The sequence below is a fragment of the Listeria immobilis genome (assembly GCF_014322845.1).
Classification (GTDB): Bacteria; Bacillota; Bacilli; order Lactobacillales; family Listeriaceae; genus Listeria; species Listeria immobilis.
This window is the reverse complement of the sequence record NZ_JAASUA010000001.1, coordinates 518,080-535,701: the sequence shown is the minus strand read 5'-3', so window position 1 is coordinate 535,701 and position 17,622 is coordinate 518,080. Positions and strand designations below refer to the sequence as shown.

Genomic DNA, 17,622 nt, shown 5'->3' with positions numbered 1-17,622 from the left:
TTATAAAATTGGGACCTTATCATGTTTTTTTATTTTTTAGGTTGAAAATTTTAAAAAATAGGAGAAAAAGCATTAAATAATAAATTGTTCAATTAAAATAATTTTTGAACAATTAGCAATTATTTGTTGCGCTTTCAAAAAAAATCGGTTAAACTAATATCGTTGCATAATAAAAACAAAGGAGGAATGGACGATGAATAATTATAATATGATTTCCAACAAGGCATTATTGCGCGTTAAAATAGCATTTATTTCACCGGACCATTTCACGGGCAAGGAAACTCTCCTTTAATTTGGTTTTATTTATACAAAGTGGTGGCAAATAAATATATTTTTTCGGGTAATAATGGGCAAAAATTGGTCCATTATTTTTATTTGTCCATTTTTAAGGAAAAAAGGGAGGGAAAAGGCGTTTGAAGATATTTAAAGCTTTGAGTTGGTTTTTTAAAGAAAATTGGAAATCTTATGTATTTGGAGTAACCATCCTATTTATGATTGCACTTTTGCAATTAGTTCCGCCGCAAATAATTGGTTATACGGTGGATGCCATAACAAATGATTCGCTAACAAAAGAGAAATTGATAAAGTGGATGCTTATTCTTGTTGTAGCAGCGGTTCTTGCTTATGGCGGACGTTATGTATGGAGAATGCTCATTTTTGGTTCAGATAATAAATTGCAGCGAACGCTTCGTTTACGATTATTTGAACATTTTACGAAGATGTCACCATTTTTCTTTCAAAGGTATCGTACAGGAGATTTAATGGCACATGCGACAAATGATATTACGGCGATTCAGCAAGTGGCTGGTATTGGGGTTTTAACGCTTTCTGATTCGGTTTTAACAGGGGGAACAGTTATTGCTACCATGGCGATAACGATAGATTGGCGATTAACACTGATTGCATTATTACCGATGCCGTTTATGGTTCTTGGGAGTTCTATTCTTGGGAAAAAGCTACATGACCGGTTCCACGGCGCCCAAGCAGCATTTTCAACATTAAATGATAAAACACAAGAAAGTATTTCAGGAATTAAAGTAACACGTACATTCGGACAAGAGAAAGAAGATATTCAAGATTTTGCGAAACAAGCCAAAGATGTAGTCAAAAAAAATATTGCTGTAGCAAAAGTGGATGCAATGTTTGATCCGATGATTTCCATAATTGTAGGGATTTCTTTTGTTTTAGCTCTTGGGTTTGGTGCGAAGTTTGTTGTGGATGGCGAACTAACTATTGGACAAGTAATCGCATTTTCGAACTATTTATTCTTACTAATTTGGCCTATGCTAGCATTTGGATTTTTATACAATATCATTCAACGCGGAAATGCTTCTTATGACCGTGTGCAGCATTTATTAACAGAGAAAGAAGATATATTAGATCATGACGGAGCGCTAGATACGGTTCCGAATGGTGATTTGCAAGTGGTTATAAATGAATTTACGTATCCAGACGAATCAGAACCAGTCCTTGCAGATATTCACTTTGAATTAAAAGCGGGTGAAACACTTGGAATTGTCGGACGAACAGGGGCGGGTAAAACTTCTCTATTAAAATTACTGATGCGTGAATACGATACTTATAATGGAGAAATTTCCTTTGCTAATATAAAAATTCAAGATTACACAGTTCGAGCATTACGAGAATCGATTGGTTATATACCGCAAGATCAATTTTTGTTTTCAACGACGGTTCGGGATAATATTCGTTTTGGGAAACCAGAAGCATCTCAAGAAGAAGTGACTAAAATAGCACAACTTGTATCAGTAGATGAGGATATTCTAGGTTTTGAACAAGGATATGACACTATTGTTGGGGAACGAGGAGTATCGCTATCAGGAGGACAAAAACAACGACTTGCAATTGCTCGTGCGTTAATTATGAATCCGGAATTACTTGTATTAGATGATGCACTTTCAGCAGTTGATGCTAAAACGGAAGAGCAAATTCTATCCAATTTAAAAGAAAATCGATCTGATAAAACAACGATTATTAGCGCGCATCGTCTTAGTTCTGTGGAGCATGCTAATTTGATTATCGTCATTGACAAAGGAAAGATTGTAGAACGTGGAACACATAATGATTTAATGAAATTAGATGGTTGGTATGCAGAAATGTTTCAGGAGCAACAACTGGAAGAAGCCTTAGAAAAAGGGGGTGCGGCAGATGGAAACGATTAATGAGCAAGATGAAATGTTAGTGATGTCGGGAAAAGAACATCGCGAAGTTTTAAAACGAATGCTTCGTTATACAAAATATCATATTCCCAGTTTGATTTGGACGGGAGTTTTAGTTCTTCTTGTTACACTTGCAGATGTATTTACTCCGATTTTGATTAAAATATTTTTAGATGATTATTTAACACCAATGAATTTGGAGATGCAGGCTTTACTGATTCTTGGAGCGGGGTATTTAGGGATTACAATTGGAAAATCTATTGTGTGGTATTTCCAACTACTTTTCTTTCAAAAAATCGCTTTAGAAATCGTGCAACAAATGCGAATTGATATTTTTACTAAACTACATTCGCTCGGTATGCGTTATTTTGATAAAACGCCAGCTGGAAGTATTGTTTCGCGGGTAACTAATGATACGGAAGCTGTAAAAGATATGTTTATTAATGTTTTATCAACCGCCATTCAAAGTTTATTTATGCTCATTGGAATCTATGCAGCGATGTTTGCTCTTAATGTTCAGCTAGCACTTTATAGTTTGTTATTATTTCCATTAATCGTCTTCATCATTTTTGTTTACCGGAAATATAGTTCCAAATTTTATCGTGCGAGACGAGAAAAATTAAGTCAATTAAATGCAAAAATTGCCGAGTCTATTTCGGGCATGTCTATCGTACAACAGTTCAATCAAGAGCGTCGTTTAGTGAAAGAATTTGAGAAAATTAACAAAGATTATTATGATGTTGGTATGAAGAACATTAAATTTAATGCGTTACTTCTAGGTCCGGCAATTGATTTAATCTATGCGCTTGCTGTTGTGATTATTCTTAGTTTCTTTGGTGCAGAATCACTAATTGGTCCTGTGGCAATTGGAACGATTTATGCTTTTATTAGCTATTTTGATCGTTTTCTTGAAGCGATATATAATGTGATGGAACGACTGGCGATGTATCAAGAAGCAATCACTGCAGCGTCACGAGTATTTCGGATAATGGATGAAACAGAAGAAGTTCCGGCTCAATTAAATGACCCTGATGCAAAAATCACCCAAGCAAAAATCGAATTTAAAGATGTTTCCTTTGCCTATGAGGGTGGGCGTGATGTACTTAAAAATATTAGCTTTACTGCAGAACCTGGGCAGACGGTAGCATTAGTCGGACACACTGGAAGCGGGAAAAGTTCGATTATTAATTTGATGATGCGGTTTTATGAATTTGAACGTGGCGATATTTTAATTGATGGAAAATCAATTAAATCGCATCAAATGGCAGAATTACGAAAGAAAACAGGTTTAGTTTTACAAGATAGCTTTATGTTTTATGGTGATATTAAAAATAATATTCGTTTATATAATAAAACTATTACAGATGAACAAATTATAGATGCAGCAAAATTTGTTCAAGCAGATGGATTTATTCAAACATTAACAGATCAATATAATCATAAGGTAATTGAAAGAGGTTCTTCCTTTTCTAGCGGGCAAAGACAGTTGATTTCATTTGCGCGAACGGTAGTCACTAATCCGCAAATACTTGTGCTAGATGAGGCGACTGCAAACATTGATACAGAAACCGAAAGCTTAATTCAAACTGGATTAAAACGAATGCGAGAAGGGCGGACGACGATTGCGATTGCGCATCGACTTTCGACAATTAAAGATGCCGACTTGATATTAGTTTTATCTAAGGGACGAATTATTGAACGAGGGACACATGAAACATTAATTACTGAACAAGGTGTTTATCATGCAATGTACAAATTACAAAATAGTGGCATGGATTATAGAGATGCGCTTTAAGCAGAGAAGTTTATTTCACACGGTAAAAGGAATATAATGAGGAGCGAAGTGTTAGAGCAGATTAATAGGAGGAGTTAGTTGTGTCATTAGTTATTTCAATTATTATTACACTTGTTTTTGGTGCTGGAATTATTATGATTAGAATGAAGGCATCCAAACGACCAGCAAGTGTAAAAGGGATTATCATACCACCAATAATGATGTCGACAGGCGCGCTCATGTTTGTCATTCCTTTTTTCCGTGTATCATGGCTAGATATTTTAGAAGCGGTTGCGATGGGGCTTGTATTTTCCATTATTTTAATTTGGACAACAAAATTTGAAGTTCGCCATCAATACGTTTTTATTAAGCGAACAAAAGCTTTTCCGGTAATTTTGATGGGTTTATTACTTATTCGAATTTTTATTAAATACTGGATTAGTGGTAGTTTAGAAGTTGGGGAATTATCAGGAATGTTCTGGATTATGGCTTTTGCGATGATTGTACCGTGGCGAATTGTCATGTATTTCCAATATAAAAATACCGAAAAAGAACTTAATAAAGTAGAAGTAAATGCAGACTATGAATAATAGTGAAAGCATTTTCTAAAACTGCTTGAATTATGCAGTATGAATAGCTTATAATGAATAATGTTACATCGTGAGTAATGTTACTTGCCGGATGGGTGAAGCAAATCCGAGACTGACGCGGCCAGTTAAAAAAGGGCTTCCGAGTTTGGCTTGAAAAAAGGAGGACAACAGCGTGAAAAAATGGTTATTAGTAGTCTTAACTTTAGCACTAGGTCTGTCGCTTGCGGCTTGTTCTGGTTCTAGTAGTTCTGACAAGAAAGAAGATACAAAAAAATCTGAGTCAACCAATGTGAAAGATGATGTGCTAAATTATTATATGACTTTGGTAGACGTAATTGACACAAATAACGCAGACTATAATGCTTATGTAGCAGCAGTTGGTGCAGATCCAAAACCTGGTGAAGCAGAACTAGCAGCACTTGCAAAACCAGCAAGTGAATCTGCATTAAAAGTTTCTGTTGAATTAGCTAGTCAAAAAACACCTGACCTTGGTAAATATACAGATGATTTTAAAACAGCTGTAGAAGATTTAAGCATTGCTTATAAACAAGAATCAGATGCACTTAAAGCTAGTGGACGTGATACAACAAAAGCAGATGAAGCGATGGCTAAAGCGGACGAAGCATTGGCTAACGTATTAAAAGAAGCAGGGCTAAACCCTTCAAGTATCACAACTGATACAGCTTCTTGATAAGAAAAAAGACCGTTTTCCTTTTTGGAAGGAAGCGGTCTTTTTTTATTATTTCTTTTTCGTTTGATTGATTTCATTTTGTAATTGTTCAAAAGTTGCCATTAATTCTTGAGATTTAACTTCTAGTAGCTCTTTTTGGTCAAGTTCGGTATCATTGAATAAGACAGGGTCACCAAAGCGAATAATAATTTTTTTGCGTTTTAAGATTTCACCAAATGTTTTTGGACCATCATAGACAGCCGGAAGCATTGGTACTTTCGCTTTATGAGCAATCGTCACGGCGCCTCGTTTTAGATGAAGGTTAGTTGTCTTTCTTGTACCACTAGGGAAAATACCAACAACTTTACCTGATTTCAACATCCGAATAGGTGCTTTAATTGCACTTGGCCCTGGATTGTCACGATTCACTGGGAAGGCATTTAAGTGAGTCATTAGCCAGTTGAGCATCTTTCCTTTGAATAGCTCTTGTTTAGCCATATAATGAACTGGCGTTGGTGATAATGCGAAACCTAGGTATAAGATTTCAATCCAAGACGTATGGGTGGAAACAACTACATAAGGTGCTTCAATAATTTTGTCTTTATTTTGTACTTGAAATCGCCCACCAAGAATAATTAAAATAAAATGAACGAGGTTTTTTGCGAAATGATAAAACAACTTCTTCACTCCCAATATTGCTAGTTATTTTTTTAGACTATATCTAGTATACTTAAAAATAACAACTTTTGCATTAAAAATAAATAATCTACGGGAAAAAGAAAAGAGGATAATGATGAAATTTTTACATACAGCTGATTTACATTTAGGGAAAATTGTTTCGGGAGTATCAATGCTTGCGGAACAGGAATATATTTTAGCACAAATAACGAAGATTGCTCAGGAGGAAAAGATTGATGCCTTAATTGTGGCTGGGGACTTATATGACCGGTCCATACCACCAGCGGATGCAGTGAACGTTTTAAACGATATATTAGTAAAATGGAATGTCGAGCTTGGTATTCCGATTTTCGCGATTAGTGGGAATCATGACAGCGCAGAACGACTGTCATTTGGTACACAGTGGTATGAAAGCAGTAAACTTTATATGAAGGGGAAATGTAGCGCTGAATTTGAAGCAATTCCTTTTATGGATGCAGAAGTTTGGTTGGTGCCTTATCATGAACCAGCCGTTATTAGAGAGGCGTTTAATGATACATCCATCCGAAGCTTTGAAGATGCCATGCAAGCGATAACGAAACAAATTCGTACTAAATGGAATCCAGAGAAGGCGCAAATTTTAGTAGGACATGCTTTTGTTTCTGGAGGATTACCGAGTGACTCAGAGCGACAACTGGCAATTGGAAACGTGGACCGTGTGTCGACTAATTGCTTTGATGGTTTTACCTATACAGCACTTGGGCATTTGCATCATCCGCATGCGATAAATCACCCGTCGATTTTTTATAGTGGTTCTCCGCTTAAGTATTCTTTCTCGGAAGTGAGTGATAAGAAAAGTGTGCGGATTGTTGAAATCGAAGGGAATTCGCTTGTATGTGTGGAAGAACGTTTGCTTACACCAAAACATGATATGCGGATAATTTCTGGAACTTTGGCAGAACTTACAGAGAATTTGGTTGAAACTCCAGATGATTTCTTTCAAGTAAATCTAATGGATGAAGGTGCGCTAATTGATCCAATGGGGAAATTGCGCCAATTTTATCCGAATATTTTACATTTAGAACGAAAAAAACAGCAACTAAAAGAATCACAAGCTAGTTTTGAAGAAGTGATGAAAAAAGATGATTTAGAACTGTTTGATCAATTTTTTGAATACACTAATGGGACAGAATTAACAAAGGAACAAAAGGAAAAATTAACTAATATTTTCGAGCTTGCAAGAAAGGAAGAGGTAGAATGAGACCAATTAAACTAACTATGCAAGCTTTCGGAGCGTATGCTAAAAAGGAAGTAATTGATTTTGAGAAACTTGGTAATGAGCAAATTTTTGTAATTTCTGGAAAAACCGGTGCAGGGAAGTCAACAATTTTTGATGCGATTAGCTTTGCCATTTTTGGTAAGGCGAATACGTTTGATAGAGAGGGTTTCTCGATGCGTAGTCATTTTGCAACAGATAAAGAGATTACAGAAGTGACACTAGTTTTTAGACTCAAGGAGCATATTTATCAAATTAGCCGTATTCCACAACAGGAAATTGCCAAACAGCGGGGTAACGGAACAACCATTTCTCCTCAAAAAGCAGAATTATATGAGTTGATTGGGGATGAAATGAAGCTACTAGCAAGCTCAGTGCGAGATGTTAATACGAAAATGGAAGAATTAATCCAATTAAATGTTGATCAATTTAGGCAAATTTTGATGATTCCACAAGGAGAGTTTCGTGAATTACTTGTTTCAGATAGTAAGGAGAAAGAAGTGATTTTACAACGGTTGGCGCATACGCTTTATTATGAAAAAGTAGAAAATATTTTATGGAAAAAACAAAAAGAAGCCGAAATTTTCGTCACTGACGCTAGAAAGAAAGTAACCGAACTAGCGGAACTTAGCGTACCTGGTATAGAAGTCGCTGGAAAAACTACTGCCGAAATTAGCACGCTTCAAACAAGCGCCATTGCTCAAGAAGAGACTCATTTAGTTGATTTAGAAAACAAATTAGTTGTTATTCGGGAAGAAACTAGTCAAGCAGTGGAAAAAGTAACACTAGCAAAAGAGCAGCTACTTGATTGGCATCATTTGGATTTGTATACGGAGGAAGTTGCAACACTAGAACAAGCGTTGGATTATTATCAAGCGATGGAAAAACAGCTAGAAAAAGCGAAAAGAGCAAATAATTTACGTTCACAAGATGCTCTTTGTTTACGTTTGAAAGAACAACTACAAACAGCAGAAGTGAGAGAAAAACAAGTTACACTAGATGTTGAAAAAGTAACCGAACAGTTTGCAAACGCAAAAAAACAAAAAGAAACACTTGCAAAACACGAAGCAGAACTTGAGGCTAACAAACGTCAACTTTTCCAATTAGAAGAAATGGAACCAAAAATAATTGAATTAGAAACAGTTACCGTACAAAAACGTCGTACGGAATTAGAGTGGAAAGAACAAGTAGATTTTTTACAAAAAGTAATGGATAAACAGCAGGCATTATTAGCAGAAGTGGAAGCAGCAGAAGCAAGCTTAAATGAAATAAACGAAGCGGAAGTAGCTAATTTAGAAACTATCCAAAAGCGAACAACAATGGAAACACAAATCGAAAAAAATCAAGAATTAATAAATAAACGAACAAAAATGATTGCTTGGGAGAAACAAAAACAAACAGAAGAACAAACACTTACACGTCTTGTATTAGAAAAAAATACTATAGAAACGATGATAAAACAAGAAGAAACAAAATTTGCAAAAGAACAAGCCGCTACGCTTGCAGAACATTTGCACGACGGAGAAGCTTGTCCAGTTTGCGGTTCACTAACACATCCAGAACTTGCAACTTGGGAGGAAGCTGCTAACCTAGAACAATTAGAACAGGCAAAAGCGAATTTACAAGCCAAACAATTAACCCTTTCCACTACAGAAAAAACAATTAGTCAATTGGATTGGCAATTAAATGAGTGGGCGGAAATTCAAGATGTCCCTTTAGAGGAAGTAAGTAAAAGCTTGGCGGAACAACAGCAATTAACCATTGAACTAACAAAACAAATCGAGGCATTGCAATTAAAAATAGCTCAAAAAGAAAATATCCAAACTAAAATAAACACATTGAAAAACAAACAAAAAGAAACTGAATTAGAAAAAAACAGTATCGGAGAGCAAGTAGAAAGCTTACATCAACAAGTGCAATTAGCGAATGGGAAATTAAGTTATCTAGAGCAATCTATCCCAGTTGATATGCGAGATAAAGCTGTTTTTGATAAGCAAAAAAATAAGCTGCAAACAAATATTCAAGACTACGAAACACAAAAAGAACATGTGGAAACAATGTACAAGCAGGCAGAAAAAGAAACAACTAGGTTAGAATCCACTTTAACTATTGCTATCAAAACAACCGCAGATGCGAAAATGGCTTTACAAGTACAGCGGGAAATTTTTAAAGAGGCGATGAAAGAAAATCATTTTTCAAATTATGAAGCTTATAAACAAGCCTTAATGGCAGAGGAAGAGCTTGCAAGTTTAGAAACACAAATTTCTGAGTTTCAGAAAAAACGTCATTTGGCCATTTCACGTCAAGCAGATTTAACTGCAAAATTAAAAGATAAACAAAAACCAAATATCGAACAACTTGAACTGTTTATGAAAGAAAAACAACAAATATTAATGCAATTAGAAGAAGACACAATAAAGCAGCGTGAATTATTAGCAAAACGCAAAGAACTCGTGGAAAATTACCAAAAAAGCATTCAAGCAGTCGAACAAGCAGAAGCCAATTATGCAGATATTGGTTTGTTAGCGGATGTAGCACGTGGTAAAAATCCACGTAGACTCACGTTTGAACGTTATATACTAGCGATGTTTTTAGATACGATTATTCACCGGGCGAATCATCGTTTATCGAAAATGACAAGTGGACGTTTTGAGCTACGTCGTAAAGTTGAAAAAGCTAAAGGAAATGTCCAAAGCGGTCTAGAATTAGAAGTTTTTGATGAATATACAGGACTAACCCGTCATGTGAAGACACTTTCAGGCGGAGAAAGCTTTAAAACTTCTCTGGCACTTGCTTTGTCTCTAGCAGAAGTGGTGCAGGAAATGGCTGGGGGAATCTCACTAGAGACGATGTTTATTGATGAAGGTTTTGGAACATTAGATCCAGAATCACTGGAAGTAGCAGTTGAATGTTTACTAGAAACACAGGAAAATGGGCGCCTTGTTGGAATTATCTCACATGTTCCTGAACTAAAAGAGCGAATTTCTGCAAGATTGGAAGTAACAGCGACCAATCATGGTAGTACGACTAAATTTATTACAGCTAATAACTAAAAGTCTGCCTGCATTGCCGACACTCGTCTTTTCCTATATAATAGTAGTTTAGAGTAATGGACGGTTTTTGGGAGGAATAAAGTTAATGGAGCACTTTACCGCAATTCAAAATAAAATGATTCCATATAGTGTCAAGCAAGCCGGAAAAAAACTGATGGAAGACGGAGAAATTATTCAGTTTGCTGAAAAGGATGCATCAGATCATTTGCTAACATATTTTATTGATCAAAATGTGGTAGAAGATGCTGGAAATGAAAATTATGCTTGCAGTTGTGCAGAGTTTCAGCTAAACGCAATTTGTAAGCATATTTATGCGACACACTTAAAAATGGAAAAAGAAAAGCAAAAAAAAGCAAAGCAAGATTTTAAAAATCGAATTTTAACACAAGAATCCAATACACTTCTATCCCTTTTTCAGCAAAATATGGCGCAACAGCTCGATGTAGAAGAAGATAATACGAATAAAACACCACTTTTAACGCAATATATTGTTCGTCTAAAGCCAGATGAATCAAGCTATATAATGACCATTGAAGTGAAAGTTGGGACTGAACGGACCTATGTTGTAAAAAATATGAATACCTTTCTTGCAGCAGTACGTGACCGGCAATGGCTCGTGTTTACGAAAAATTTTGCTTATGATCCAAACGAACATTTTTTTGCGGAAGAGGACAAAAAAATCCTAGGAAAACTACTACAAATTAGTGAAATTGCGAAAATGTATGATACGGATACGTTTTATTGGAATAAATCTTACGCGGAAGAAAAAAACTTGACCATTCCGCCCAGTATGGCAAGTAGTTTATTAGAACTTTTGTCTGGTCGGGATACGATATGTATTATTATGAAAGAGCGTGTAGAAGATATTAAATACCGCGGTCTAACCGTTCGACATGATAAATTGGATTTTATTTTTGAGCTTAAAAAAAATGCCGATGATAAATATCAGCTGGAACTGGAAGATTTACAACAAGCGATCTTTTTTGAAGCATACCAATTACTCTTTTTTGATGGTACCTTTTTTATTCCAACACCGGAAGTTTGGGAGTCTTTAAAACCATTAGTGGAGTTTCATAAAGTAACAAAAAATGAAGTCGTACAGTTTTCTGAGTCGCAATTAAGTGAAGTAGTTTCCTACGTGTTACCTGCTTTACAGAAAAGTGGGAAATTAAAATTAGATGATTCGATTGAAGGACGTATTACGCAACAACCACTTGATTGCAAACTATTTATCGCTTTAGAATACGGCGAGCATACTTTACGATTAGAGTATCATTATGGTAATCAACAATTTGACCCTTTTGTTACAACAGAAGAAGAAAATGAGAAAATTATGATTCGCGATGTTGAGAAAGAAGCACGTGTGATGAATATTTTAGAAAGCGCTCCTGTTCATTTTTCTGGAACAAAAATGATTGTTAATAAGCAAGAAAAAGATCTATATCAATTTTATTACCGGACGATTCCAAAGCTAGCTGCATTCGCAGAAATTTATATGGAAGACGGACTAGAGGAAATGGTAGAGGATAATGTTCGCCCAGTAACAACACTGGATGTTTCTGGCGATAACGATTATCTTTCTGTGACCTTTGATTTTAAAGGTATACCAGAAGCGGAAGTCCAAAATGTCCTAGAATCTTTACGTGAAAAACGAAGCTATCATCGATTGAAAAATGGGCGTTTCTTATCACTTGAATCGGAAAATTATAAACAAATGGAAGACGTTTTGCAAATGTTAGAGGTTCGTAAAAAGGATGTCCAAAGCAATATGCAAGTTCCACTTTATCGCGGTATGCAAATCTATGATATTTTAGGAGCAGGGACACAAGATGAACATCATAAATTTAGTCGCTCGTTTCGTGAATTATTAACAGATATAACGACACAATCAGAGGATAGTTTTCCTTTGCCAAAAGGGTTGAAAGCGGAGTTGCGCGATTATCAATTAACCGGTTTTGAATGGATGAAATCACTGGCTAAATACAATCTGGGTGGGATTTTGGCTGATGATATGGGACTTGGAAAAACGGTTCAAACCATTAGCTTTTTGGCATCAGAACTAGAAGAAAATCCAAACTTAAAGCCAGTATTAATCGTTACACCAGCATCGCTACTATACAATTGGCAAAGTGAGCTCGAAAAATTTGCACCAACTATTCCTGTCACTGTTTTACATGGAACAAAAGAATCGCGCTTGGCAGAAATGAAAGAGATGAAGTCTGGTCATGTTTATTTGATTTCGTATCCATCGTTGCGCCAAGATATTTTAAACCTAGCAAATGTCGCTTTTTCTAGTGTTATAATTGATGAATCACAGGCAATTAAAAACTATCATACAAAAGCCTCACAAGCTGTTCGAGCATTAAAGCGTAATCATGTTTTTGCTTTAAGTGGAACGCCGCTTGAAAACAGTATTGATGAACTTTGGGCAATTTATCAAACTTTAATGCCCGGTTTTTTCCCATCATTACGAAAGTTTAAAGAAATTCCATATGAAAATATTGCAAAAATGATTCGTCCGTTTTTACTGCGCCGCCTTAAACAAGATGTAGTAAAAGAATTACCTGATAAAATCGAAACAAATCTATATTCCGAACTGACCGATGAACAAAAAACCATCTATTTAGCTTATTTAGAAAAAATTCAAGCTGACTTAGAAGAAAGTAATGGTAATGCAGGAGAAGAACGCATTAAATTACTGGCCGGTTTAACCCGATTACGTCAAATTTGTTGTGATCCGAGTCTTTTTGTAGAAAATTATCAAGGTGAATCTGGTAAATTACTACAGTTATTTGATACAATACAGACAGCAAGAGAAAATGGTAAGCGAATCTTGATTTTTTCCCAGTTTACAGGAATGCTTGCGATTATTCGTCGTAAACTAGAAGAAGATGGTCAAACATTCTTTTATATGGACGGGAAAACGCCAGCGAAATCAAGATTAGATATGGTAAATTCCTTTAATGAAGGGGAGAATGACATTTTCTTAATTTCTTTAAAAGCTGGTGGAACAGGGCTAAATCTTGTTGGTGCGGATACAGTGATTTTATATGATTTATGGTGGAATCCTGCTGTGGAAGAACAAGCGACTGGTCGAGCGCACCGAATTGGCCAAAAACGTGTCGTCCAAGTTTTTCGGATGATTACAAAAGGTACTATTGAAGAACGAATTTTTGATTTACAGAAGAAAAAACAAGCATTAGTGGATGAACTTATCCAACCAGGCGAACAAATGCTAGGAAAACTTAGCACAGAAGAAATTAAACAAATTTTACAATTGGATAATGGAAGGGATGAAAAATAATGAAAAAATGGGAAGTATTCGCAGTTCAAAATGTAGGAGCAGCAGAAGAAATTATCGAAAAGTTGGTAAGTGAAGGCTATGAAAAAGAAGATATTTCAGTTTTAGCTAAATCCAAACATAATAAAAACTTAGAAACATTAGCTGAAAAAGAAAACATCGAAATTGAACGTCCAGTAAATGAAGAAGCATTTGGTATTATTTCTGGCATACTTCAATCGCTTAGTGGAGCTATTGTTATTCCGCAAGCTTACAATCCAAAGTATGGCGCTTTATATGCAGCTGGTCCATTCGCAAAATGGTTCTCTAAAACAGATGATAAATCAATCAAAAGATTATTAGAAGATTTTGATCTAACAGATGAACAAATCAATAAAATGATTGAAAATCTACATGATGATAATATTTTGATTTTTGCTAGATGAGAAGGAGTTATTATGCCAATAAGTCAGATATTAATTAGCCGTCGCACAGAATTGATAGATTCTTTTTATGAAGAATATTACACTAATACTGATGAATATAAACTTAGGCTTGATGCAGGAGAAGGAGAGGAATCTATTGGTTCGCTAAGTAGAAACTCTTGTGGAATGATTATCGATGCTATTACTAAAGAACAGAAACCTAATTTTAATTCTATTGGTAAAAGACGCTTTAATGATAAAACCGATATTAAAAAAATCCATCAGCATATGAACGAAATAGACAAGGTCATTTTAACTAAGTTGATTGAGTGGAAAGAACAAGGTGGAAGTTTATACTCGGATGCCGATATTGTCCAATTTATGATGAAAAACAAGGATATTTTAGCTTCAATTCAACAACGTATTTTAGAAGGTTTTATGCAAGAAAGCTTAAATAAAGTTGCTGAACAACAAAAAGAAATCATTCAATTATCAACGCAAATTATTCCGATTACCGAAACAATCAGTGTATTACCAATTGTCGGCAGTTTAGATGATGATCGTGGTTACTTTATGAAAGAAAAAGCAATTGAATCTGCGGATAAGTTAGATATAGAAACAATTGTTATTGACTTTTCCAGCGCGATTTTAAAAGATGATTTAGCAACAAAACACATGGAAGATATGATTCAATCCTTTAAACTAATTGGCTTATCACCAATTATTTCTGGTATGCAGCCAAGTTTTGCGCAGCGAACCATTCAAGTAGGATCCAGTATTTCTAAATTACCTTCATTTGGCTCTTTGGAACAGGCATTAAGAAATTTAGGAATATAGTAATCGAGGTGAACGGCATTAATATGCCGTTCATTTTTTTGTTATAAGAAAAAGTTATAAAAATATATCAGTTTCTCTTTGTTTACTTATCACTCGTTTTTAAGTACAATAGATAAGTAGGATCAATCGTTTCAAGAACTGAAGGAGGAAACGTGGATGACCAATTGGAAAAATAAAGCAAAAGCATCATTCAAGTTAAATAACAAAACGTATCATTATTACAAACTTAAAACCTTAGAAGAGGACAATATTACAAAAATCGAAAAATTACCTTACTCGATTCGTGTTTTGTTAGAATCAGTATTGCGACAAGCGGATGGAAGAGTCATTAAAGATTCTCACATTGAAGATTTAGCACATTGGTCTAATGATGGAAATAGTGGGGAAGTCCCATTTAAACCCGCGCGTGTTATTTTGCAAGATTTTACAGGAGTACCAGCAGTTGTTGATTTAGCCTCATTACGAAAAGCAATGGCAGATCTAGGCGGCGATCCTGAAAAAATCAATCCAGAAATTCCAGTTGATTTAGTAGTTGATCACTCGGTACAAGTGGATAGTTATGCCAATCCAGAAGCTTTGAAAATCAATATGGATCTTGAGTTCAAACGTAACATGGAACGCTATCAGTTCTTAAACTGGGCACAAAAAGCGTTTGATAACTATCGTGCAGTGCCACCAGCAACTGGTATTGTTCATCAAGTAAACTTAGAATATTTAGCCAATGTCGTAATTGCCAATGAAGTAGCAGAGGGTGAATTTGTAGCCTTCCCTGATTCTCTTGTTGGTACAGACAGTCACACTACAATGATAAATGGTATCGGCGTTCTAGGCTGGGGTGTCGGTGGTATCGAAGCTGAAGCAGGAATGCTCGGACAACCCTCTTATTTCCCAGTGCCTGAAGTTATTGGTGTCAAATTAATTGGTGCACTGCCACATGGAGCAACTGCAACAGATTTTGCCTTAAAAGTAACACAAGTATTACGGGAACAAAAAGTAGTTGGTAAGTTTGTAGAATTCTATGGTCCAGGCGTTGCAACATTGCCGCTTGCTGATAGGGCTACTGTAGCGAACATGGCGCCAGAATATGGTGCAACATGTGGCTTTTTCCCAGTGGATAAAGAAGCCTTAAATTATTTAAAATTAACTGGTCGTGATGTCGAACAAATCGAGTTAGTGGAAGCTTATTTAGAAGCGAATGATTTATTCTTCACCCCTGAAAAAGTCGAACCGAATTATACGCAAACAGTAGAAATAGATTTATCAACTATCGAACCAAATTTAGCAGGTCCAAAACGCCCGCAAGACTTGATTCCACTTTCAAAAATGAAAGATACTTTCCGAAAATCGCTTACTGCTAAAGCAGGCAACCAAGGTTTCGGATTAGATAAATCAAATTTAGATAAAGAAGTGACAGTTACTTTTGGAAATGGCGATCAATCAACTATGAAAACTGGTTCTGTCGCTATAGCTGCGATTACAAGTTGCACCAATACTTCCAATCCGTATGTTATGTTAAGCGCTGGTTTAGTTGCTAAAAAAGCTGTTGAAAAAGGGTTAGAAGTACCCAAATTTGTGAAAACTTCTTTAGCTCCGGGTTCTAAAGTTGTCACTGGTTATCTAGAAAAAGCAGGATTACTACCTTATCTTGAAAAACTTGGCTTTGATTTAGTTGGTTATGGTTGTACAACTTGTATTGGTAACTCAGGCCCATTAAAAGATGAAATAGAAGAAGCTATTCAAGATAATGATCTGCTTGTATCTGCTGTATTAAGTGGAAATCGTAATTTTGAAGGTAGAATTCACGCGCTTGTAAAAGCAAACTTCTTAGCATCACCACCACTTGTTGTTGCTTATGCGCTTGCTGGGACAACAAATGTAGATATGTTAACAGAACCAATCGGACGTGGAAATAATGGAGAAGATATCTTTTTGGATGATATTTGGCCAAGTTCAGAGGAAGTAAAAGCACTTGTTCAGGAAACAGTAACTCCAGAACTTTTCCGTGAGCAATATGCCCATGTGTTTGATGAAAATGCAGCTTGGAATGCTATCGAAACAACAGAAGATGCACTTTACAAATGGGATGAGGATTCCACCTATATCGCCAATCCGCCTTTCTTTGATAATTTAGCAAAAGAAGCAGGAGAAGTAGAAGCTTTATCGGGTCTTCGGATTATCGGCAAATTTGGGGATTCTGTTACAACCGATCATATTTCACCAGCCGGAGCAATCGGAAAAGATACACCAGCTGGAAAATTCCTTCAAGATCAAGGTGTTGCTATTCGTGACTTTAACTCTTATGGCTCTCGTCGTGGACATCATGATGTAATGATGCGCGGAACTTTCGCAAATATTCGTATTAAAAATCAAATCGCTCCTGGAACAGAAGGCGGTTATACAACTTACTGGCCAACTGGTGAAGTGATGTCAATTTATGATGCATCTCGTAAGTATATTGAAAATAACACTGGTTTAGTGGTGCTTGCTGGTGATGATTATGGAATGGGATCTTCTCGTGACTGGGCAGCCAAAGGAACTAATTTACTTGGAATAAAAACGGTTATCGCAAAAAGTTATGAGCGAATTCATCGTTCAAATCTAGTGATGATGGGTGTTTTACCACTTCAATTCCAACCAGGTGATGATGCAGAAACACTTGGATTAACTGGTTCTGAAAGCCTTTCAGTAGATATATCAGAAAACGTATCCCCAAGAGATATTATCCAAGTAACAGCTGTTCGTGAAGATGGTAGTGAAATAATTTTCAACGCACTAGCAAGATTTGATTCAGAGGTAGAAATTGATTATTATCGCCATGGTGGAATTTTACCAATGGTTTTACGTGGCAAACTAGAATAATTGCTAAAGAGGCGAAAAGTAACT

At 35.9% G+C, this 17,622-nt stretch carries 11 protein-coding genes; 10 read left to right on the top strand and 1 reads right to left on the bottom strand.

All coding sequences use genetic code 11. The features are described from left to right. The first annotated feature begins 413 nt into the window (after positions 1 to 413). The 4 genes from HCJ45_RS02715 to HCJ45_RS02700 all read left to right on the top strand — a co-directional run bounded on the left by HCJ45_RS02715 (position 414) and on the right by HCJ45_RS02700 (position 5,232). Positions 414 to 2,180: an ABC transporter ATP-binding protein gene (locus HCJ45_RS02715; RefSeq protein WP_185395550.1), complete on the top strand. Its 1,767-nt coding sequence runs from the start codon at positions 414 to 416 to the stop codon at positions 2,178 to 2,180. Further along, positions 2,167 to 3,972 (top strand): ABC transporter ATP-binding protein, encoded by a 1,806-nt coding sequence (locus HCJ45_RS02710; RefSeq protein ID WP_185395551.1) that lies wholly within the window; start codon positions 2,167 to 2,169, stop codon positions 3,970 to 3,972. Before HCJ45_RS02715 ends, HCJ45_RS02710 begins: the two co-directional genes overlap by 14 nt. 80 nt (positions 3,973 to 4,052) lie before the next feature. Continuing rightward, positions 4,053 to 4,541, top strand: a complete 489-nt coding sequence (locus HCJ45_RS02705) for a CcdC family protein (protein ID WP_185395552.1) — start codon at positions 4,053 to 4,055, stop codon at positions 4,539 to 4,541. A gap of 172 nt (positions 4,542 to 4,713) precedes the next feature. Continuing rightward, positions 4,714 to 5,232: a hypothetical protein gene (locus tag HCJ45_RS02700; protein ID WP_185349591.1), complete on the top strand. Its 519-nt coding sequence runs from the start codon at positions 4,714 to 4,716 to the stop codon at positions 5,230 to 5,232. Between the two features lie 48 nt (positions 5,233 to 5,280). On the opposite strand, the gene HCJ45_RS02695 is transcribed toward HCJ45_RS02700, so the two are convergent. Beyond that, complete coding sequence (locus HCJ45_RS02695) at positions 5,281 to 5,889, bottom strand: lysophospholipid acyltransferase family protein (protein WP_185347848.1); 609 nt, start codon at positions 5,887 to 5,889, stop codon at positions 5,281 to 5,283. A gap of 115 nt (positions 5,890 to 6,004) precedes the next feature. Between HCJ45_RS02695 and HCJ45_RS02690 the strand changes: the two genes are divergently transcribed. The 6 genes from HCJ45_RS02690 to acnA all read left to right on the top strand — a co-directional run bounded on the left by HCJ45_RS02690 (position 6,005) and on the right by acnA (position 17,598). Next, positions 6,005 to 7,129 (top strand): exonuclease SbcCD subunit D, encoded by a 1,125-nt coding sequence (locus HCJ45_RS02690; RefSeq protein ID WP_185395553.1) that lies wholly within the window; start codon positions 6,005 to 6,007, stop codon positions 7,127 to 7,129. Continuing rightward, positions 7,126 to 10,197: an SbcC/MukB-like Walker B domain-containing protein gene (locus HCJ45_RS02685; protein ID WP_185395554.1), complete on the top strand. Its 3,072-nt coding sequence runs from the start codon at positions 7,126 to 7,128 to the stop codon at positions 10,195 to 10,197. Before HCJ45_RS02690 ends, HCJ45_RS02685 begins: the two co-directional genes overlap by 4 nt. A gap of 85 nt (positions 10,198 to 10,282) precedes the next feature. Next, complete coding sequence (locus tag HCJ45_RS02680) at positions 10,283 to 13,501, top strand: DEAD/DEAH box helicase (protein WP_185395555.1); 3,219 nt, start codon at positions 10,283 to 10,285, stop codon at positions 13,499 to 13,501. Beyond that, positions 13,501 to 13,923 (top strand): general stress protein, encoded by a 423-nt coding sequence (locus HCJ45_RS02675; RefSeq protein ID WP_185347855.1) that lies wholly within the window; start codon positions 13,501 to 13,503, stop codon positions 13,921 to 13,923. The genes HCJ45_RS02680 and HCJ45_RS02675 overlap by 1 nt, the downstream gene beginning before the upstream one ends. A 12-nt stretch (positions 13,924 to 13,935) precedes the next feature. Then, complete coding sequence (locus tag HCJ45_RS02670; RefSeq protein WP_185395556.1) at positions 13,936 to 14,739, top strand: STAS domain-containing protein; 804 nt, start codon at positions 13,936 to 13,938, stop codon at positions 14,737 to 14,739. A 156-nt stretch (positions 14,740 to 14,895) separates the two neighbouring features. Then, the gene (acnA, locus tag HCJ45_RS02665) at positions 14,896 to 17,598 is read left to right on the top strand and encodes an aconitate hydratase AcnA (RefSeq protein WP_185395557.1); all 2,703 of its coding nucleotides are present in this window, start codon (positions 14,896 to 14,898) and stop codon (positions 17,596 to 17,598) included. The last annotated feature ends 24 nt before the right edge of the window (positions 17,599 to 17,622 follow it).